Here is a 20282-nt window from a genome sequence, read left to right as displayed (position 1 = left end):
TTAAGGTAAAAGTGAAATCAAAATCAATTTCTTAATTGCGTAAATCGTTCGTCAGTTATTCCGTAATTCCCGTTTTAATCGCAAACGATTAGGCGTTTTCCTGTTCCGCGGCGATTCTTCCCGTGCGCCGGCCGAAGGTTACAGTTCTTCCGCAGGCCGCTCCTGTCGACAGGTTTGGATAGGTTGCTGAGAAATAAGCTCCGCTGTCGTTACCGACGACATACAGGCCGGGGATCGCATTTCCTTCGGTATCCACTGCATTCATATTCAGATCAATTTGAATTCCATCCATAGTGCACAGAATATAACCGCAGTTCTTCGCACCATAGAAAGGCGCGGTGCGCAAGGCGGACATCCGGTGCGCCTCTTTGCCGAAATCCTCGTCAACCCCTTTATCATATAATTCATTATACCGTTCCACCGTTGCGGTCAACGTTTCCTTCGGCAGCCCCAGCTTCTCCGCCAGTTCTTCGATGGTATCTGCCTGTTGAACAAAACCATCCTTCACTAAGCCTGGAAGCATCCCTTCTGCAATCACCTGGTATGGGATATTCGGATCAGCGTTATTCGGGAAGGGAATCAAACGGGAGCAGCCATGTGTTTTAAACTCCTGAACATATTCTGTCCAATCCCCGTCAAATAACGTGTAATGGCAATGATCCTTCTGGAATTCGTCTGAATGCAGAATTCCTTCATAGGTCCCAGATTCATTGAAAAACCGTTCGCCGTCTTGATTGACCTTTAAAAACGGCTGAGAGCCCATCCAGAAAAATCCGCTTTCGCCCTTTTTCAGCTGATCAATTCCCGGCTTTGCGTCAACTTTCAATGCCGCGCGGTCAAACATCATCATCGAATGAGTTTCATCAAACTTACCGCCAGCCCAGATACAGGCTTTGATGCCATCCCCGGAAGCACCCGGAATGGACCCGTTGCGTCCTACCATCGCCACATTTTCCGGCTGCAATGCCTGGAGCATATCATAGTTCAGCGAATAACCGCCGGTGCAGACGATTACGCCTTTTGAAGCTTTGATTTGAATGTAGTTTTCTTCCGCATCTTTGGCAATAATCCCGGTAACCCGGTCCTTTTCTTTTGTCAGCTTGATCATCGTCGTCTGATATCGGAATTCCACGCCGTGCTGCAATGCGTAATCAGTCAAAACGATATTGCCGTTCAGCGGATTCCCATTTCCGTCGTCGCTTCCGGTCCAGCGCGGTGAATGTCCCGTCGGGAAATGCTTATAGCGGTCATCCGGATCATCCCCGCCCGCTTCATGCCACAGTTCCACGCCGCGTTCTGCCAGTCGATCGCCATACCAATCAATCGTTTCCCCGGACTCTTCGCAGAACAGCTTGACCAGACGCTGGTCTAAATGTCCATTGGCAATATGCGTCATCTCTGTGATGTAGTCAAATTTGTCAATCTGCGTTCCCCATTCTTTCTGATACCGCGAGTTAATCGCCCCCAGATCATCCCGAATTCCACCGCCGGTCGGATACTTTTCCACAACGAGTACTTTAGCTCCGTTCTCCGCCGCGGAACACGCCGCAAACATCCCGCCGGTTCCCGCGCCGACGATCAGCACTTCAGTTTCCAGCGTTTCCTTAATCGAACTGGCCTCAATCTGCGGTTCCTGTCCCAGCCAATCGTTGGCTAAAGCTTCCGGAGTCGGACAAGGTTCCGCTGCCGGCTTCTCTTCCGCAGCACATCCGCCCAGCAGACCCAGGGCCGCAACACCTAAAGCACTGGCCGCCGTTCCCTTTAAAAACTCCCGTCGTGAAATTCCCTTTTTTCCCATTTCATTTTCCTCCTTTGTCCATGGTTTATCAAATTATAAATCCAGGCCTAAGACCGGAGTCAACTGATTGTGAATAATTTAGTAATTGCTTTTTTCAGAGCTTCCCTGTATATTGAACTTAAAATCACATGGATAACAGGGGTGCAGCAGAATGAAAAAATACAAAATCGGAGAATTTTCCAAAAAAGTCGGGGTAACCCAGGAGTTTCTAAAACATTATCAGAATAATGGAATTCTGATTCCCAATGAAATCACAGAAGCCAAATATCGGTATTACGATCAGCGCAACGCTTCGACAGTCTTAGAGATTATCAAAGATAAGAATTATGGTTTTTCCGTCAAAGAAATCGAGCAGATTTTCCGGCATAGTTCTACCGATCAAGTTTTGACGTTGATGGAACCCAAAATTGATCAAATGAAACGACAGTTGATCTTTATGCAGGGAGTTATCGCTGAATATGAAAAATTAAAAACCTTTTGCGAGGAAACGCGGCAGGATCAATGGTTTATCAAAGTAACTGACGCCTTTTATTTCCTGCCGCATGTGGATGTGCGCGGGTTTGTCGAAGACCCATTTATTTATGAAATTCTGCCTGCCTGGATCCAGCACATGCCTATCGTTAAGTCCTGTCAGCGCTGCCCTGCGGATCAGCCGGAGGATTATGTGTGGGGACTTTCTGTACCGCAGCAAGCGGCCGATCAAATCCAACTACCGATCAATTCCAGCGTTCAGCTTTGTCCCCGTCGTCAGTTCTTTGAATATCACAGCATCTTTGCGTTGGAAAAAGCAAAGAGAATCCGCTACAGAAAGCTTTGGCACAAATGCGCGTATTAGGCTTAAAGCCGGTGGATTCGATTTATCGCAATATTCTAATGTATACAGAATACCAAAGTGACGGCACAGTGGAACACAGCATACTCCATATTCCGTTTATCCAGGAATCCTTTATTCCTGATCATGTCCTGGATTGAAACCCTACTTCAAACGATAGTAAAAAATATCCGGCCAGACAGATCGATTTTGCTTTTCAGCAGATGAAGGAATAACCGGATTTCTATTTTACGGACTTGGAGAAGCAGAAAATAAAAAAGCTGGTTCGCAAAGCTTGGAATGAAGCCTTGCGAATCCAGTTTTAAATGGATGGATAATTCTTCTTTTTTAAGCCAAGCTTCCCTCTGATTGACTCATTCCTCCTTTTTCCTACTTATAAGTTATTATTAATAGGATATGAGTTCTATGAGCAGCGGGATCAGGCATCGAAGGCATGCATCCAGTCGACATGTCGGTAATAATAGAAAAATATCACAGAGCTCATCAACCAAGTCAGAGGATATGCCCAGAAAACAACCTGGATCGAATTTACCCATTTCACCATCAGCGTGATGAACGTCACCCGCGCCGCGCACCAGGTCAGCAGCATCACCAGCATCGGCACTGTCGATTTACCTGCTCCGCGCAGAATTGCCGCCATGCAATGGGAAAACGCCAGCAGGAAGAAAAACAAGGCGGATGTCCGCGCACGGTCGGTGCCATAGGCGATGACCTGCGGATCACGGTTAAACGCGGCGATCAGCCACGGTGCTCCAATGAAAATCAAGATCCCGATCCCTTCCGCGATCACCATGGAACATAAGATGCCGAACCGCGCCCCTTTACGCGTCCGCTCCAGTTCCCGCGCCCCCAGGTTCTGGCCGACAAAGGTGGTCAGCGCCATCGTAAAGCTGGTAATCGGCAGGAAACCAAAACCTTCGATTTTCGAGAACGCGCCGCACCCCGCCATCGCCATCTGACCGAAAGCGTTGATGTTGGCTTGCACGACGACGTTGGCAAAGCCGATGATTGAGTTCTGCAGCCCTGAAGGCAGCCCATATTGGATGATCAGCTTCAGCATCGGTGGATCAAAGCGGATTTTTTTCGGTTCGATGCGGTAGACGTCCTGTACCTTCAGCAAGCGTCTGAAACACAGGGCTGCGCTGACAAATTGCGACAAAATCGTAGCGAAGGCCGCGGAGCCGACCCCCCAATGCATTCCCGCAACGAAGACTAAATCGAGCACAATATTGATCAGTGAAGAAATAACCAGATACACTAACGGATGACGGCTGTCCCCGGCTGCCTGCAGAATCCCGACAAAAATGTTATACATGATAAAACCGAGAGAGCCTGCGAAATAGATCCGAAAATAGACCGTAGACAGACCCAGCACTTCCGCCGGCGTCCCCATCCAGATCAAAATTTGCGGCGCCAGTATGACGCCGACAGCCGTCATCAGCACGCTGGCCGCTAATCCAAATGCCACGGTGGTATGCACCGCCAGCTGAACCTGCTCGCCATTCCGGGCTCCATAATAACGGGCGATCACCACCCCCGCGCCAACCGCGATGCCGTTGAAGAAACCGACGAGCAAAAAGATCAAATTTCCCGAAGAACTGACTGCCGCCAGCGCTTCGCTGCCCAGAAAATTGCCCACAATCAGCGAATCGGCGGTGTTGTAAAGCTGCTGAAATAAATTACCGAAGAAAATCGGCAGTGCGAAAAATAAAATCTTTTTCCAGATTATCCCTTCGGTCATCAAATTTTTAGAATTGGCTTGTGTCACTGTGTTCCCCTCTTTCCCACTTTCCTTTTTTCCCTGCCTCTGTCTTCCTTTGCTTCTTTATCATACCAGCTGGACTGCACTTCAAGTCAACTTATTTTTACGTTTAACGTTTTTCCCGCAATTTATCGGATGAACATCCCAAAGCTCCGGATTCAAAGCTTTACGATCTGATTTTAATCGTTTTTTATGCTTGCTTCTCCGATTTCATTTCAGAATTTTTGAATGACTCGCGAAATCTGTCGATAACAGGAAAAACAGACGGGTAACCCGTCTGTCAGTCGTTTTCGATCAAGCCGGTATACAGCTGATAGTAGATTCCATGCTTTTCCAGCAGGCGCTCATGATTGCCGCGTTCAATAATCCGGCCGTGATCCATAACCATGATCGCGTGGGAGTTTTTGATCGTACTCAGGCGATGCGCGATAACAAAGGTCGTCCGGCCGCTCATCAGCTTGTCCATGCCTTCCTGAACAAGTTTTTCAGTCCGCGAGTCAATCGAAGATGTCGCTTCATCCAGAATCAACACCGGCGGATTGGCCAACGCGGCCCGGGCAATCGAGATCAGCTGCCGCTGTCCCTGCGAAAGTGAGGAACCGTCGCGGGTCAGCCAGGTGTCATAGCCTTTTTCCAGATGTTTAATGAAATAGTGAGCGTTCGCCAGCTTGGCCGCCGCGACGACTTCTTCATGCGTCGCATCCGGACGGGCATATTTAATATTATCTTCAATCGTCCCGGTAAACAGATGCGTATCCTGCAGAACAATCCCCAGCGACCGCCGCAGATCATCCTTGCGGATCAGCTTGACGTCGATCCCGTCATAGGTGATCGAGCCTTTCTGCACATCATAAAACCGATTGATCAGGTTGGTCATCGTCGTTTTCCCCGCACCCGTCGCGCCGACAAAGGCCAGCTTCTGTCCAGGTTCGGCAAACAATTCGATATCGTGAAGCACGGTTTTGCCTTCGACATAACCAAAGCTGACGTCATGGAACCGGACGTCGCCGGTCAGCTCAACATAATCAACGCTGTCGTCTTCGTGGCAATGTTTCCAGGCCCAGTGTCCGGTCGTCGTTTCCGATTCGCTCATCCGCCCGGATTCGTCCTTATCCACATTGACCAGCGTCACGCGGCCGTCATCGACTTCATGCGGTTCATCTAACAGCTTGAAGACCCGCTCCGCGCCGGCCATCGCCATGATGACGGAGTTCAGCTGCTGAGAAATCTGGTTCAGCGGGCCGTTAAAGGATTTGTTCAAGGCCAGGAAGGAAGCCAGGCCGCCCAGCGTCAGACCGCTGATGCCGTTGACTGCCAGCACACCGCCGATGAAGGCACACAATACGTAGGAAATATTGCCGAGATTGCCGACGATTGGCATCAGGATATTGGCATATTTATTTGCTTTGTAAGAAGCTTCGCACAGCTCGTCGTTGATCTGATTGAATTCCTCGATCGCCTTCTGTTCATGCGTGAACACCTTGACGACCTTCGCGCCTTCCATCATTTCTTCGATATATCCGTTTTCCTTCCCCAGCTGCCGCTGCTGTGCGCCGAAGTAACGGCCCGACTTGCGCATGATCTTCTGCAGCGCAAACTGCATGACCACGACCATCATCAGCGTGACCAGCGTCAGCGGCACGCTCATAACGATCATTGAGAAGAACACCGAAACGATCGTAAACAGCGAAGAGAGAAATTCCGGAATGCTCTGGGAAATAACCTGCCGCAGCGTGTCAATATCATTGGTGTAAACACTCATAATATCCCCATGCGCGTGCGTGTCAAAGTATTGAATCGGCAGCTTCTCCATATTGCTGAACAGATCATTGCGCAGATTGTTCATCGTGCCCTGAGAAATGACAATCAGAACTTTCTGGGAAATCAGCTTAGTCACTACGCCTGCCATGTAAATGCATGCCATCATGCTTAATGCCTGAAACAGCGGCGTGAAATCCGGATTGGCGCTTTGAATCATCGGAGTGATGTAGCCGTCGATCAGCGTTTTCATAAAGACTGAAGACGCGACCGAAGCCAGCGATGAAATAATGATGCAGATCAAAACGATAACATAGCGGAATTTATATCGGCTGAGGATATAGCTCATCAGCCGGCCCAGCACTTGGGTATTCAGCTTTTCACCGTTGGTTCCCACATTTCTAGGCCTGCTCATGTTCATCCTCTCCTTTCTTCTGCGTTTCATAGACTTCCTGATAAATCGCGTTGCTCGCCAGCAGCTCTGCGTGCGTTCCGACGCCTTCGATCCGGCCTTCGTTAAGCACCACAATGCGGTCGGCGTCTTCAATCGAGGAAATCCGCTGCGAGATGATCAATTTGGTTGTATTCGGAATTTCTTCCCGGAACGCCTTGCGGATCATACTGTCCGTGCGGGTATCGACGGCGCTGGTACTGTCATCGAGGATCAGAACCTTCGGATTTTTCAACAAGGCCCGCGCGATACATAAGCGTTGTTTCTGACCCCCGGACACGTTGGTGCCGCCCTGTTCAATCCGGGTATCATAGCCCTCCGGAAATTGCTGGATGAATTCATCAGCACAGGCCAGCTTGCAGGCATGGATCATTTCCTCATCTGTGGCCTGTTCGTTGCCCCAGCGCAGGTTATCCTTGATCGTCCCGGAAAACAGGACATTTTTCTGCAGGACCATCGCGACGCTGTTGCGCAGCGAATCCAGATCATAATCCCGAACATCAACCCCGCCGACGCGAACCGTCCCCTCGCTGGCATCATACAGCCGCGGGATCAGACTCATCAGCGTCGACTTACTGGAACCGGTCGGCCCCAGGATGCCAATCGTTTCTCCCGCCTTAATTTTCAGATTGATATCTTCTAAAACATATTTATCCTTCCCGGTATAATAACCGAATGCGACGTGATCAAATTCGATCGAACCGTCCGCGACCGTCATCACCGGATTTTCCGGATTGACAATACTCGGCTTTTCCTCCAGGATCTCGGCGATCCGCTGAGCCGAGGCCATCGACATGCTCAGCATGACGAAGATCATCGACAGCATCATTAAGCTCATCAGAATGTTCATCGTATAGGTGAACAGGCTCATCAGCTCGCCGGTGGTCAGCGTACTGCCCACGATCATCTGCGCCCCCATCCAGCTCAGCGCCAGAATGCAGCAATACATAGTCAGCTGCATCACCGGATTGTTGAAAACCAGGATGTTTTCCGCTTTCATGAACATCTTCTTTAGGTTGCCGGCAGCTTCCTGAAATTTATTCGTTTCCGCTGTTTCCTTAACATACGCCTTGACGACGCGGATATTCGTGACATTCTCCTGTACGCTGGCATTCAGATCGTCATATTTGCGGAACGTCCTGCGGAACATCGGATGCGCCTTCAGCGTGATGAACCCCAGGATAATCCCCAGAAAAATCATCGCATAGAAGAAGATCATCGCCAGCTTGGCATTGATCATAAACGTCATCGACATCGCCACCACCAGCATCAGCGGCGCGCGCACGCACATCCGCAGGATCATCTGATAGGAGTTCTGAACGTTGGTCGCGTCGGTCATCATGCGGGTAACCAGACCGGAGGTCGAGTATTTGTCGATGTTGGCGAATGAGAATTTCTGGATATTCTCAAACATCGCCTTGCGCAGATTCTTCACAAATCCCGACGAAGCATACGCCGCGTATTTGCCGCTCAGCATCCCGCAGAACAGAGACAAAAACGCGCAGATCAGCATTAGCGCTCCATACTTGAAAACAGCGCCCAGATCTCCCTGATTGACACCGGAATCAATGATAAAGGACATCAGAAACGGAAGCATCAGCTCCATGACCACTTCGCCAACCATCAGCGCCGGTGCTAACAAGGATGCTTTTTTATATTCTTTTACTTCTTGAAGCAATCGTTGAATCATAACATTCTCCTTTCTCTTTCACGTTATTCTAAATTCTTTTTTATTTGATCCAAAACAGAAAAAAAGTGCTCCTGGTCCTCTGGCGAAATCGAGCGGGAAAGCAGGGCTTCCATCCTGTCGATATTCTCATTCATCTGATGATCCACCATCAACGCTTTTTCGGTCAAAACTAATTTTTTCAGCCGAGCGTCATGCGAAGCGGGAATCCGGCGCAGATAGTCGTCGCGTTCCAGAACGTTTAAAATTTCACTGGCTGTGGACCGGCGGATACGCAGTTCCTTTTCCAGATCCCGCTGAAAGACGTCGTGATCCTGATTGGCGATCAGAAAACAGATCGTGCGGGTCTGCACCAATGTCAGCTCGTAACCATCCTCATGACGAAACTGTTCCATTTTCTGATGAATCATTTGTTGAATTTCACGAATTTCATACCCTATTCTTCGCTGCATCGTATCACTCTCTTTTTTGTTAGGATACTAACATTTTACTCTGATCTGTTTACTTGTCAATCTTATTTGTTGTGAATTTTATGTGAAATTTAACGAAAAGTTTCTCCTTCTAATTCCGTTCGCAAGCTTAAAAAAGCAATAAAAAAGCGAATATTCCCAAGGGATTTCTTCGCTTTAACCGAACCGATAAAACTGAGGTAAGTCCGGAATTTTCTGAGGCTTCCTGGATGTATTTCTATTCGCCGGCATTTACCTTTTTTTCCAAAATCGAACGATGACCAGCGCGGTCAGGGCGATCACCCCTGCAATTCCTACGCCGATCATCAGCGTGGGCTCCGGCTGTTTCTTAAGATAAGGAGCCACCGAACCATCGGAGGATGACGGTGAAACGAGCGGCACCCGCGGCGTCGGAACGGTTGGCTGAGGCGTCGGCGTCGCTGGGGCATACGTCCCCTGGTCCAGATACCAATAATTGTTCAACCTCACAAGCGTCAGCTCCTGACCTTCCTGGATCCAACCGTTTATTCGTTCATTAACCTCAATATAAAACCAGACCTGACCTGCCTCGTCCGTATATTTTCTAGTCATCGGAATGACCGCCCCCGGCTCTACGTCTTGGCTGTTGATTTGATTATGAATCTGATCTGATCCCGGATATGCCCATAACGTCAGGTATCCGCGCTGTTCGCCAAAAGTATAGGTTCTCTCAATCGGTTCCAGTGACGCCTGATGTTCCCGCTCAAAATCCTCGCCTGTCTTTGTGATTTCAAATTCCGTCAGATTCATCCACTGCCCCAGACTCAGATTTTTTTTCGGTGTCTGCACGCCCCACAAAACACCCGTTTCCGTTTCATAAGTGAAATCAATCCAGATGTCTGTGCCATTAGGAATTTCACCGACGATTTCGTTGGAAACCGGACTGGAGAAAACGTAAACGAAACCGGCATCGCCAGCTGCCGTGTAAAGCTGCCCGGCGTACTCGCATTCCTCTTCATGTTCCTTAAAAAAATCATCCTCCGGGCAGACGATTAAGTCCGCATGCAGAGTCGCCGTACTGCCCATAAGCAGCATCGCCGCTATCGTCCTCTTTAAAAATTTTCTCACGCTGATCCCCTCCTGTTTTTTCACGTTCTTCCAGACTTCTTTTCCCCTTCGTCTTCGCGTCTTTGGCCTTATTCACGAGCTTTTTTTCTTCGCGATCATCGCCCGCCACCGTACATCACCCCTTAGTCCACTGGTTAGCGTTTTGGTTTTTTCCAGAAAACGGCGATCAAACCGCTGGTCACCGCAATCACAAGGAGCACCAGACTGCCGATCAAACCGTCTCTTGAGAAAGAGAACGCGATATATTGGCGGACTGAGCCGCGTTCTTCCGGCATGTCGGTTCGGTTCGTCTCCGGCGTGAGGACAACGACCGGCTGCGGCGTCAATGGAGGAGCAGCTTGAAGCGTGCCGTCTTCAGCGGCGAGAATATGACCGCGCTGATAATTCAGAAGCGGCGCTTGTTCCACAACAGGCTGATCGCGCTGAAACCAGCCCTGATGTCCGAAATAATAAGGTGTATGCAGCCAGATCTCGCCCGTAGCCGTCGTAAATGACGCATTTACGGTCACAGGTTCTTCCAGCAAACTTTCTGCATCCGTATATTCGTATACGCTGTCCGCACCGGGATACTCATAGAAGCATAAATAGCCGGAAAAGGCTTCCGGCGTAAACACCTCGTCAATCTGTTCTATTTCCGCCTGATGTTCCTTAAAGAAAATCGCATCATTCATTTCGACCTGAAGATCCGCCATGTTCAGCCAGACTGAAGAATCGGCCAGCTCTCCCTTCAGCGCCTGAACGCCCCAGGAGTCGCCGTCTTCCTCAACATACGTAAAGTCAATCCAGATTTCTTTCCCCAGCGGCACCTGTCCCAGAATTTCGGCAGACTGCGGAGCAGTGTAAAGCTGTGCGCCTTTGGCGGCGATCACGCGGTAATATTGGCCGACATACGTACACTCCTCGGCATGTTCTTTATAGAAAGGATCTTGCGGTTCCACGATCACATCGGCCCTCACCGGCGTCAGCACTCCCACAAACAGGAGCAATGCGCTGATGATTTCGATGATCGTCCATTCTCTTTTTCTTTTCATAATTTCTCCTCTCTGCAATATTCCTCATATGAAGCAAATGATCTTGATTCTTTTGATCAGAAATTCCACAATCTTCAAACTTGCCTTCTTGAAAGTGTGAAAGGTCATCCATGTTGAAGCAGCCAGCCGATGCCGTATGAGAACCCGTTAGCCGCCAATGAGAACAGCCAGGGATGGCGGATTGTCAGCGCATAGCTGCGGTAATACAGCGCCTCTACTGCGACTGCCAGACTTTCCAGCAGCGGAATCAGAAACCACGAAGGCAGGGAATACCGGAATGTCAGCGCCAGATAAACGACCGCTGGATTAGTAATCAGATTGACCAGCAGAATCAGAAACAAATCCTTGCTGCGCCGAATCCCAAGCAGAAACGCGAAGGCCAGCTCCAGCAGCCAGGTCATGATCAGCGACAAGACCAACGAGCTAAGCATGATTATGCCCCCATCGAAAAGCCAGGCACAGAACCAGCCAGGACAGCGCGATCAAGATCAGCATCTGCGCTTTCGTTACTGCCGTGATGCCCAGGATCACCGGCACAAACCCAAGAAACAGCGCAAACGTTAAAAACCCAAACGCAAAGCCGGCATGTTGCGGAAACTGCCGGTGCATCTGTTTCAAGCATAATGGCATCGTCATATTGAATAAAAATACGCCCGCCAGTCCGGTAATCATCCCATTAGAAATCCAAAAGCAGAAAAAACTCAATCCCAGCGAAACCCGCGCCGTTTTCTCCAGCCCCCAGAGGTCGGCCGCAATTCCGCCTGCCGCTTTTCCACCCGCGGCAGCCAGCGTCAGTGGGATCAGCGCCTGGACTTTCCACGGCAGCGGCCAGGTAAAGCCGGCAAAAGACCGCAATATCACGACGAGAAACAAACAGACCGAACTGATTAAAGAGAAGGAACTATTAACTTCCTCCTGACGCTCCTGCGGCTTCCACGGCAGACGATTAACGACAAGGGCCAGCAGGATCAAGAACAGAGTCAGCGGCAGAACCATTACTGAATCCAGCCTGGCTACCAGCGTCCCCAGCGTGATGCCCAGCGCTCCCGGTGCGACAAAGATTCCCAAGGCAGCGCTGCCAGGCTCCGCATCCATCAGCGGTTTTCCGATCCCCAGATGATACGCCGCATTGCCAAGTCCTAAAATCAGTCCCAGCGCCGCTAACGGCAGCGGCAGCGCCCCGGCAGCGCACAAAAGCACGCCGCACGCCGCCCAGGGAAATGCCGGCCAGCGGTCTACCAGAATTCCCATCGGCATCTGCAGTGCAAACGCACAGAAATTATAAAAGATCAGCAGCTCCATCCACCAGATCGTTTCCCCATTATGCCGCAGCAAAAACGTCGCACAGGCAAAGTCGACCAGGAAGTGACCGATCGCTCCAACTATCAGAGCCTTCCCATTCTTCATAAACGTAACTCCTTTTCTCCATTATACAGGAAAATCAACACGCACGGCGAAAAAGACAAAATTCATTAACCAGTTTGTTCTCTGTTATTTTCCCGCCTAGCCGGCCTCTCGGTGAATGCATAGCATACAGGGAAAGGAGGAATGCAGAATGGCTTACACATTACAGCTGGGCAGCAACGGCATCGACGTCAAAAAGATGCAGTATTATATCAACCAGATCTTGGCAGCGCCGAATCTGACGCCGATGGAGGAGGATGGCATTTATGGACAGAAGACTGAATTTGCGGTCGCTGTTTTCCAGTATGTCTACCATCTGAATGTTGACGGCATCATCGGTCAGGCGACCTGGGACAAGATTATCCAGGAATTCAAAAATCTGCCGAGTCCGGCAATGGAGCGTAATAAATCAACGCGGACGCTGCGGGTCGGCAACATCGGCCTGGGCGTCCAGAAATTCCAGCAGTATTTAAACGAGCTGATCGCCCCTAATCCCCGCTTAGTCGTCGACGGCAACTTCGGCCAGAACACCAAGCGCGCCGTGGAAACCTTCCAGGCGTTAAATGGCTTGAACGTGGACGGTATCATCGGCAACAACACCTGGGATCGGATTATCAATCGTTTGCAGTAAACGGTAAGTGATATCTCTCGAAAAGGTCTGAACTTCAGGCCTTTTCATTATGATTTCAGGCTTGACGTCCAGCTGGGAATGGATTATCATAATAATAGTTCTATATAGAACATACGCAGGAATTCCTCGAGGTGATCTCCATCGAAACACTAGGCGGTTTTTACATCACGCAGATTAAACAGCTTCAGGACCGGATCTTTGAACGCTTTTTAAGCGAGCAAGGCTTGAAGATCAGCGGCGGTCAGGGCCGAATTTTATTCGTGCTGTGGAAGCAGTCGCCCTGTACGATCAGCGAAATCAGTCAGCGGACTTCGCTGGCGAAGAATACCGTATCGATCATGATCGATACGATGGTCGCGCACGGCATCGTGCGGCGGGAAAGCAACCCTGACAATCGTCGTCAAACATTGATTACGCTGACCGATTACGCCGTTTCGCTCCAACAGAAATACAACGCCGTTTCCCAACGTATGAACGTTCTGTTCTATACCGGTTTCAGCGAAACCGAAAAAGATCAGTTTGAAGCTTATCTTCAGCGGATCCTGACGACGCTGCGCCAGGCCGAGCAAAATCAAGAAAACAATGAGGGTTAAGACAATGATGAGTCAAGATGAAATCATCCGCTTTATTCGAGCGCAGAAGGTCGCCGTCGTGACCGGCGTCGACGCCGAAGGGTTTCCTAGTCAGAAAGCCATGTTCTCCCCGCGGCGGATTGACGGACGCACTGTGTTCTATTTTTCCACCAACACCTCTTCCCAGAAGGTCGAAGTCTTTCGCGGCAATCCCAAAGCCGGCGTGTATTTTTACAAGCAGGGCAAACAGAAATATGTCGGCATCCATCTGAAGGGCACGATGGAGGTTCTGACCGATCATGACGCCAAAGCGTCGATCTGGCTGCCGACGGACACGATGTATTATCCATTGGGTGTCGACGATCCGGATTACTGTGTTCTCAAGTTCACTGTAACCGGAGGCCGTTTTTACAGCGAGGGTAAAACTGAAGATCTTCAGCTGACCGACACCGATCAATAACGTTTCCAAGCTAAAATGACAGTCTGTTCCGCGCAGAAAACGCATACGGATCAGGTGCTTATCAAAAAAACGTCTGTTTCCACTTGAACTGAGTGAGAATCAGGCGCTTTTTGTTTTGCTTGTTTCTGGATATTCAGCTTGAGCTACATCAGCGGCGCAAAGAGCTTGATCACATTGACGATCCAACGCTTGAGCAGCGGCTGAAACTGGCGGCAGTCGGCGAGGGTAATGGGCTGGGAAACTGCCTGTGTGGCCAGGAAATCATCATGCAGCTGACTGACCGCCTGCGTTCTCAGCATCCAGGTCGCACATTCATAATGATGAACTAAAGAACGGTAATCCAAGTTGATGGTTCCGACAACGCCGACCTGATCGTCGGAAACAAACGTCTTCGCGTGAATAAAGCCCGGTGTGTATTCATAAATTTTAACTCCCGCCTGCACCAGCGAAGGATAAGTGGATTGGGTGATCAGATGAACATACCATTTGTCAGGAATATGCGGCGTAATCAGCCGAACATCAACACCCCGCTTCGCCGCCATCATCAGCGCCGTCAGCAGCTCATGATCAATGATCAAATAAGGCGAGGTCATCCACACATAATCCTGCGCCTGATTCAGAATGTTCATATATACGGTTTCGCCGGTCATCTCATGATCGAGCGGAATATCGGTGTAGGATTGGACATAGCCGCAGCCTGGCCGGATCTTTGACTCCGGCAGATAACGGGAGAAATCCGGATCCTCATTGCGGTAAAAATTCCAGGCTTCCAGGAACATCATCGTCAAATTGACAACGCCTTCCCCTTTCAGCATCACCGCGGAATCCTTCCAGTGACCGTGCTTGGCATAAGCGTTGATGTATTCGTCAGCAAGATTGATGCCGCCGTTAAAACCGACATTCCCGTCGATGACCGTGATTTTACGATGATCGCGGTTGTTATGGGAAACGGTCAGATGGGCGGTAAACCGGTTGAACACGACCGTCTTGATCCCCATCGCTTCCAGCTTCTGATCGTAATGATCCGGCAGCGTCATGATGCAGCCTAAATCATCATACATCATCCGCACTTCAACTCCAGCCTTCACCTTTTCCTGAAGAATTTCCAGAATTGTATTCCACATCGTGCCTTCTTCAACGATGAAATATTCCATAAAGATAAAATGACGGGCCTTCTTCAGCTCCTCGCACAGCCGCTCAAACATCACTTCGCCTAACGGCAGATAAACACATTCTGTATTCGTGTAGGGCTTACGCTGGTTGGCCCACTCGATATAATGGGACTGTCCGGCAAACTGCGGTGCTTCCTGTTTCAAACACTCCCCGGCGTCATCAAGCTTAGCGGCCGCCTTTAAGCCGCGCTGAACCAGCTCATCCATACGCGCTTTCTCCTCCTTGCGGACCGGCGTGCGGCCAAAGCAAACATAGGCGATACCGCCCAGAATCGGCAGGATCAGCATTAAAATAATCCATGGGATTTTTAAGCTCGGCGATCCGTCGTTATTGACGAGATAAACGAGCAGAAACAAGCTGAGCAGGATGCAGAAGGCATAAAAATAGATAAAATAATTACTCATTTTGAGAATAATCATAAACAGCAGCACAGCCTGCGCGGCGATTAAAAGGGCAGTGACCACCAAGCGGCTGGTCAAAAAATGCAAAAATTTCCGAATCATCGCGAAGTCCCTTCTTTCCTAGATAACTCTTTCGTTGTTTTTATTATACCAAGCGTTCAAGGGAAAAACATCGGATCCTTGTGAGAAATCCCATTCAGCTCTCTTTTTACCAGTTTTGAGTATAAAACACTTCCAATTTTCCGGCCTCGTTTTACCTGATGTATTCTTTAAAAGAAGTAATATTATCCTTCCTCAGCCGCTTCATGATTCAGAACGCCGCGATCGCAAAGAAAAAAACGGAGCTTCCCACTGCGTTCTCCCAGCGACAAGTTCCGTTTTTCATCAGCGTGGATGCAAGACCCGGTGTAAGTGAACGGTCAGATATAACATTTCTTCCTCACTTAACTCCATCCCATAACCGGCTCGTATATATTTTTTAATTTTTTCCGCACATTGATATTCCTGTCGGCATTGCTTTTGAATCATCCCCAGCAGACTCAGATCCGAGTCTGCCAGCAGTTCCTTGCGCAAAATCCGTTTTGCGAAAAATTCCAAATGGATGATCAGCCGGGAATAAGCCAGGCTGCCGACGTCGACCTCCGTATGAAAATGATATTGACAGATATTCAAAATATCCTTGATCATTTCCACAATTTGAAAACCTGACGAGGAATCCTGTTCCTGATTCCGGGCATTCACAATATGAAACGCAATATTTCCTGCTTCATCCAGAGGAAACTCCTGCCCCAACGCTTCATTTAAAAGTTTTCGCCCCTGTTCGCCGATCGCGAATTCTTCCGGATAAATCCGCTGCACTTCAAACAACAGCTTATTTTGCAGATGAATTCCCTTTTCCCATCGCTGCAGGGTGAATTGCAGATGATCGATCAACGCAATCGGCAGGTAGGGACTCAGCTCACATTTCAGCTGTATTTGCGCCATTCTGGCAATTTGTCCGGCAATGTCGATGATCCGGCTGTCTGCTTGTTCCAGCAATTCAGCATATTGTCCGGTTCGTGTCTGATCCTGGGGAATGAAAACCCGTTCAATCTCCCGCGGGTCGACTTCATCGCCCTTCTTATGATTGTAGCCCAGTCCCCGGCCGAACAGAATATACTCTTTTTCCTGTTCCTGCGCCCAAACAACGCTGGAATTTAAAAGCTTCACGATCTTCATGGAGTTCACCTCCTATCTGTTTTTGAGCTGATCCTGCATCCAGTAAAATGATTTTTTCGGGATTCTTTCAAACGTTCCCCTGCCTTCGTCATCCACATCACAATACACCAGACCATAGCGCTTCGACATCTGGCCGCTGGAGGCGGACACCTGATCCAGAAAGCTCCACATCGTATAAGCCAGAAGCTCAACGCCATCCGCTTCTGCTTCTTTTACCATTTGCAGATGAGCGTTCAGATAAGCGATCCGGTAGTCGTCTTCAATTTTTCCATTTACAATCTGATCACGGGCGCCCAAACCATTTTCAACAATCATCAGTGGAATCTGATAGCGGTCATAAAGATAATTCAGAGCGTATCGCAATCCCAAAGGATCGATTTGCCATCCCCATTCGCTGACTTCCAGATAGGGATTACGCGCTCCGCCAAAGAGATTGCCGCTGCTTTTTTCCGCAGTGGAATCCACACTGGCTGCGTTGCTGCAATAATAGGAGGTGGCAAGAAAATCAACGGTGTTCTTCGCCAACAGCTTCAGCTCTTCCGGCATTCTGTCCAGCGTCAACCCGCGCTCCCGCACGAATCGCTCGAAAGTACCCGGATATTTTCCCCGGACCAGAACATCCGCTACGGAAAGCGCGTTGCGTTCCAATGCATAAGCATACGCCACATTCTCCGGTCGGCAATCAACCGGATAAATCGGCGAATAGGCAATCATTGCTCCGATCTGGATTTCCTGATTCAACGCGTGTGCGTACTCGACGGTCCAGGCTCCCGCAGTCAGCATATTGTGCAGCGCCTGCAGCTTGGCTTGTTCCGGTTTCTCCGTCAGATCGACCCCAACTCCCAGAGTGCAGGGAAAATACAGCAGCATGTTCATCTCGTTAAAGGTAATCCAATATTTGACCCGGTCGCCGTAATGATCAAGCAAAAACTGGCTGTATCGTAAGAAGCAGCGGATGAATTCTTTATTTTCCCATCCGCCATACTTTTCCGTCAGCGCAAAAGGAATTTCCAAATGGCTCATCGTAACGATCGGCACAATCTTTTTCGCAAGCAGCCGGTCGATCAGATCATCATAATGCTGAACTGCCAGCGGATTGGGCTGCAGCTCATCGCCCTGCGGAAAAAAGCGCGACCAGGCAAAGGAAAAGCGCAGACATTCCAGACCGCATTGCGCCATCAGCTCAATATCTTCCGGATAGCGATGATAGAAATCAACCGCTTTATGTGTCGGATAATAATGCTGCGAATCCGGCTTGGGATATCGTTTTGTCAGATCACGCCGGCCGGAGGGCACAGTGTCGCTGATCGACAAGCCCTTGTCGTCCTCCGCATACGCGCCTTCACATTGCGAAGCTGACAACGCAGCTCCCCACAGCATTCTTGATTCAGGCATTCGATCCCCCTCTTTTCACACGAAACAGCGGCGTTTGAGCCTGGGCCTTCTCATTCGCCAGACGCTCAATCTGCGCCTGCTCGCCATTGGTGATGACAACGGGTGTAATCATATCATAACCTAAAGTGGTTAAGCGTGCCAGATCCATGGTTGCCAATAATTGGCCGGCTTTCACTTTCTCCCCCTTGGCCACCTTATTCTCAAAACCTTCGCCTTTCAAATTCACGGTATCCAATCCCAGATGAATCAGAATTTCTAACCCAGTCTCCGTGGTGATTCCAATCGCATGGCGGGTTTCAAATAAAGCGGTGATCGTTCCGTCAGCCGGTGCATAAACCTGGCCGTCCTGCGGCTGAATTGCCAGTCCTGGCCCCAGAATTTCTTCGGAAAATATTTTATCCTGAACGGTGCTTAACTTCACGACCTGACCCGAAACCGGAGTTAAAATTGTTTCTTCCACTGCGGACATAACGTTTGAAGAAGTCGCTGGCGCCGGCATTTCCTCTGAGGACGCTGAATTTTCAATCACATCTTCAAAGCCAAGCATCCAGGTCAGGATAAAGGCTGTCGCAAACGAAACGATGCAGCAGGCAAGGAATGCGAGCATATTGGACGTTCCGCCGGCAATGAATCCCGGAAAAGCCATCAGACCCGGACTTAAAAAAGTATACGCCTTTAAGCTGGTGACCACTGCGACAATGCCGCCGGTCAGTCCAGAGGCCAGCACAGCCCAGAACGGACGCTTTAATTTCAGCGTTACACCGTACAGCGCCGGTTCAGAAATGCCAAAGCATGCCGTTAATCCGGCGGAAACCGCAAGCTGCCGGAATTCCTTATTTCGGGTCTTCAGGGCGACCGCAAAACAAGCGCCGCCCTGGCCTAAATTGGTCGCCAGGCCGGTAACGCCCATCAGCACGACATACCCCAGTGAAGCCAGCGACTGGAAAACCAGCGGGAACAAAGCGTAGTGCATGCCTGTGATGACGATCAGCGGTGCGATCACAGACATGATAATTGTGACCAGCCAGCCCGCCTGTTCCTGCAGCCAGGCTACCAACATCGCCAGATAATTACCTCCGATCGCCCCGGCCGGACCGATGATCACCAACGTTAACGGGATCATGATCAGAAGCGTGATCAGCGGTTTGATAAAGTATTTTACAAACGATGGTGTAACCCGGTCAGCAAAGCGCTCAACATACGACATAATCCAGACCGCGATGATAATCGGCAGCACGGACGATGAATAAGATGCCGCTGTTACCGGCAGACCGAATAACGTGATCGGCGTTCCCGCACTGGTCATCGCAATGAAGTCCGGATGCAGAAGACAGCCGGCTAAAATCACGGCGACATACGGATTGCAGTTGAATTTCTTCGCCGAGGTAAAAGCCAGCAACATCGGCAGAAAATAGAAAATGACATTGGAGCAGTAGTTAATGATCTGATAAGTCGTCGAATCCGTCGCCACCCAGTTCAACGTTGTGAGAATCACAAGCACGGCCTGCAGCATCGCGCAGCCGCACAGCGCTGGTAAAATCGGGGTAAAAATTCCGGCGATCGTATCGATGATCCGGGACAGCCCGTTTCCCTTCTTTTCCTTCACCGTCGTTGATTCCGAATCCCCGACAAGCTTGTTTACAGCGTAGTAGACATTCTGAACCTCATTGCCAATGACCACCTGAATTTCACCCATCCGTTGATTCACTTCCAGCACTCCCGGAAGCTGCCTCAGCGCCTGTTCCTGGATGGCTGATTCCTCCTTCACGATGAAACGCAGTCGCGTCGCGCAGTGTGTTGCTTGTCGAATGTTGCTTTTGCCGCCCAGAAGTTCAACAATTTTCTGAGCCAGTTCCGCATACTTCATCTCACTCCTCCTCTCTAAGGCATGAAAAAAGACCCAACAAAAAACGAATGTTTTTTATTAGGTCTTGCCTGAACGAAATCAGTAACATGCCTTAAAACTAATCTAATAGTAGCACAGTCCGAAAGCGTTTACAATAGCATTGCGAATATTTTTACTCGTTTGGGTTCAACACTGGATTTTCGCACAATCCTGCCCGAAAAAGAATGGACTGCCCGGAAGTTAGAATATCATTTTAAAATCTGTCCTGCAGTTGAACTTCAAACACCCTCGGGTCATTCTTATCTGA

At 49.6% G+C, this 20282-nt stretch carries 17 protein-coding genes; 4 read left to right on the top strand and 13 right to left on the bottom strand.

The features are described 5' to 3' along the window. Nucleotides 1–88: 88 nt before the first annotated feature. Nucleotides 89–1798: an FAD-dependent oxidoreductase gene (locus DWY25_RS07835; RefSeq protein ID WP_117894775.1), complete on the bottom strand. Its 1710-nt coding sequence runs from the start codon at nucleotides 1796–1798 to the stop codon at nucleotides 89–91. 151 nt (nucleotides 1799–1949) lie between these two features. Between DWY25_RS07835 and DWY25_RS07830 the strand changes: the two genes are divergently transcribed. Next, on the top strand, nucleotides 1950–2633 hold the full coding sequence (locus DWY25_RS07830) for a helix-turn-helix domain-containing protein (protein WP_117894774.1): 684 nt from the start codon (nucleotides 1950–1952) through the stop codon (nucleotides 2631–2633). 415 nt (nucleotides 2634–3048) lie between these two features. Here the strand turns inward: DWY25_RS07830 and DWY25_RS07825 are convergent, their stop codons facing one another. The 8 genes from DWY25_RS07825 to DWY25_RS07790 form a co-directional block, all read right to left on the bottom strand. Then, nucleotides 3049–4398: an MATE family efflux transporter gene (locus tag DWY25_RS07825; protein WP_420809868.1), complete on the bottom strand. Its 1350-nt coding sequence runs from the start codon at nucleotides 4396–4398 to the stop codon at nucleotides 3049–3051. A gap of 274 nt (nucleotides 4399–4672) precedes the next feature. Beyond that, nucleotides 4673–6571: an ABC transporter ATP-binding protein gene (locus DWY25_RS07820; protein ID WP_117894773.1), complete on the bottom strand. Its 1899-nt coding sequence runs from the start codon at nucleotides 6569–6571 to the stop codon at nucleotides 4673–4675. Further along, the gene (locus tag DWY25_RS07815) at nucleotides 6552–8291 is read right to left on the bottom strand and encodes an ABC transporter ATP-binding protein (RefSeq protein ID WP_117894772.1); all 1740 of its coding nucleotides are present in this window, start codon (nucleotides 8289–8291) and stop codon (nucleotides 6552–6554) included. Before DWY25_RS07815 ends, DWY25_RS07820 begins: the two co-directional genes overlap by 20 nt. Before the next feature lie 23 nt (nucleotides 8292–8314). Next, on the bottom strand, nucleotides 8315–8740 hold the full coding sequence (locus DWY25_RS07810) for a MarR family winged helix-turn-helix transcriptional regulator (RefSeq protein WP_117894771.1): 426 nt from the start codon (nucleotides 8738–8740) through the stop codon (nucleotides 8315–8317). 249 nt (nucleotides 8741–8989) lie between these two features. Next, complete coding sequence (locus DWY25_RS07805) at nucleotides 8990–9844, bottom strand: hypothetical protein (RefSeq protein ID WP_147336675.1); 855 nt, start codon at nucleotides 9842–9844, stop codon at nucleotides 8990–8992. Nucleotides 9845–9978: 134 nt separating this feature from the next. Then, nucleotides 9979–10875, bottom strand: coding sequence for a hypothetical protein (locus DWY25_RS07800; RefSeq protein ID WP_117894769.1), 897 nt, complete (start codon nucleotides 10873–10875; stop codon nucleotides 9979–9981). Between the two features lie 104 nt (nucleotides 10876–10979). Further along, nucleotides 10980–11306: a hypothetical protein gene (locus DWY25_RS07795; protein ID WP_117894768.1), complete on the bottom strand. Its 327-nt coding sequence runs from the start codon at nucleotides 11304–11306 to the stop codon at nucleotides 10980–10982. Beyond that, the gene (locus tag DWY25_RS07790; RefSeq protein ID WP_117894767.1) at nucleotides 11299–12282 is read right to left on the bottom strand and encodes a hypothetical protein; all 984 of its coding nucleotides are present in this window, start codon (nucleotides 12280–12282) and stop codon (nucleotides 11299–11301) included. The genes DWY25_RS07795 and DWY25_RS07790 overlap by 8 nt, the downstream gene beginning before the upstream one ends. Nucleotides 12283–12430: 148 nt before the next feature. Between DWY25_RS07790 and DWY25_RS07785 the strand changes: the two genes are divergently transcribed. From DWY25_RS07785 to DWY25_RS07775, 3 genes are all read left to right on the top strand, one after another. Then, the gene (locus DWY25_RS07785; RefSeq protein ID WP_181981748.1) at nucleotides 12431–12910 is read left to right on the top strand and encodes a peptidoglycan-binding domain-containing protein; all 480 of its coding nucleotides are present in this window, start codon (nucleotides 12431–12433) and stop codon (nucleotides 12908–12910) included. 131 nt (nucleotides 12911–13041) lie between these two features. Next, nucleotides 13042–13503 carry a MarR family winged helix-turn-helix transcriptional regulator gene (locus tag DWY25_RS07780; RefSeq protein ID WP_181981747.1) on the top strand — a complete coding sequence of 154 codons (462 nt, stop codon included), beginning with the start codon at nucleotides 13042–13044 and terminating at the stop codon, nucleotides 13501–13503. Nucleotides 13504–13507: 4 nt separating this feature from the next. Continuing rightward, nucleotides 13508–13942 carry a pyridoxamine 5'-phosphate oxidase family protein gene (locus DWY25_RS07775; protein ID WP_244925949.1) on the top strand — a complete coding sequence of 145 codons (435 nt, stop codon included), beginning with the start codon at nucleotides 13508–13510 and terminating at the stop codon, nucleotides 13940–13942. A gap of 143 nt (nucleotides 13943–14085) precedes the next feature. Here the strand turns inward: DWY25_RS07775 and cls are convergent, their stop codons facing one another. From cls to DWY25_RS07755, 4 genes are all read right to left on the bottom strand, one after another. Beyond that, a complete protein-coding gene (cls, locus tag DWY25_RS07770; RefSeq protein WP_117894763.1) occupies nucleotides 14086–15618 on the bottom strand; it encodes a cardiolipin synthase in 1533 nt (510 codons plus the stop codon). Between the two features lie 282 nt (nucleotides 15619–15900). Next, on the bottom strand, nucleotides 15901–16734 hold the full coding sequence (locus DWY25_RS07765; RefSeq protein WP_117894762.1) for a PRD domain-containing protein: 834 nt from the start codon (nucleotides 16732–16734) through the stop codon (nucleotides 15901–15903). A gap of 12 nt (nucleotides 16735–16746) precedes the next feature. Then, the gene (locus DWY25_RS07760) at nucleotides 16747–18129 is read right to left on the bottom strand and encodes a glycoside hydrolase family 1 protein (protein WP_117894761.1); all 1383 of its coding nucleotides are present in this window, start codon (nucleotides 18127–18129) and stop codon (nucleotides 16747–16749) included. Then, entirely contained in the window at nucleotides 18122–19996 is a 1875-nt protein-coding gene (locus DWY25_RS07755; RefSeq protein WP_117894760.1) for a beta-glucoside-specific PTS transporter subunit IIABC, read from the bottom strand. Before DWY25_RS07755 ends, DWY25_RS07760 begins: the two co-directional genes overlap by 8 nt. Nucleotides 19997–20282 lie beyond the last annotated feature (286 nt).

The organism is Holdemania filiformis (assembly GCF_003459085.1).
In the GTDB taxonomy this organism is placed as follows: Bacteria; Bacillota_I; Bacilli_A; order Erysipelotrichales; family Erysipelotrichaceae; genus Holdemania; species Holdemania filiformis.
This window is presented reverse-complemented; position numbering and strand designations above follow the sequence as displayed.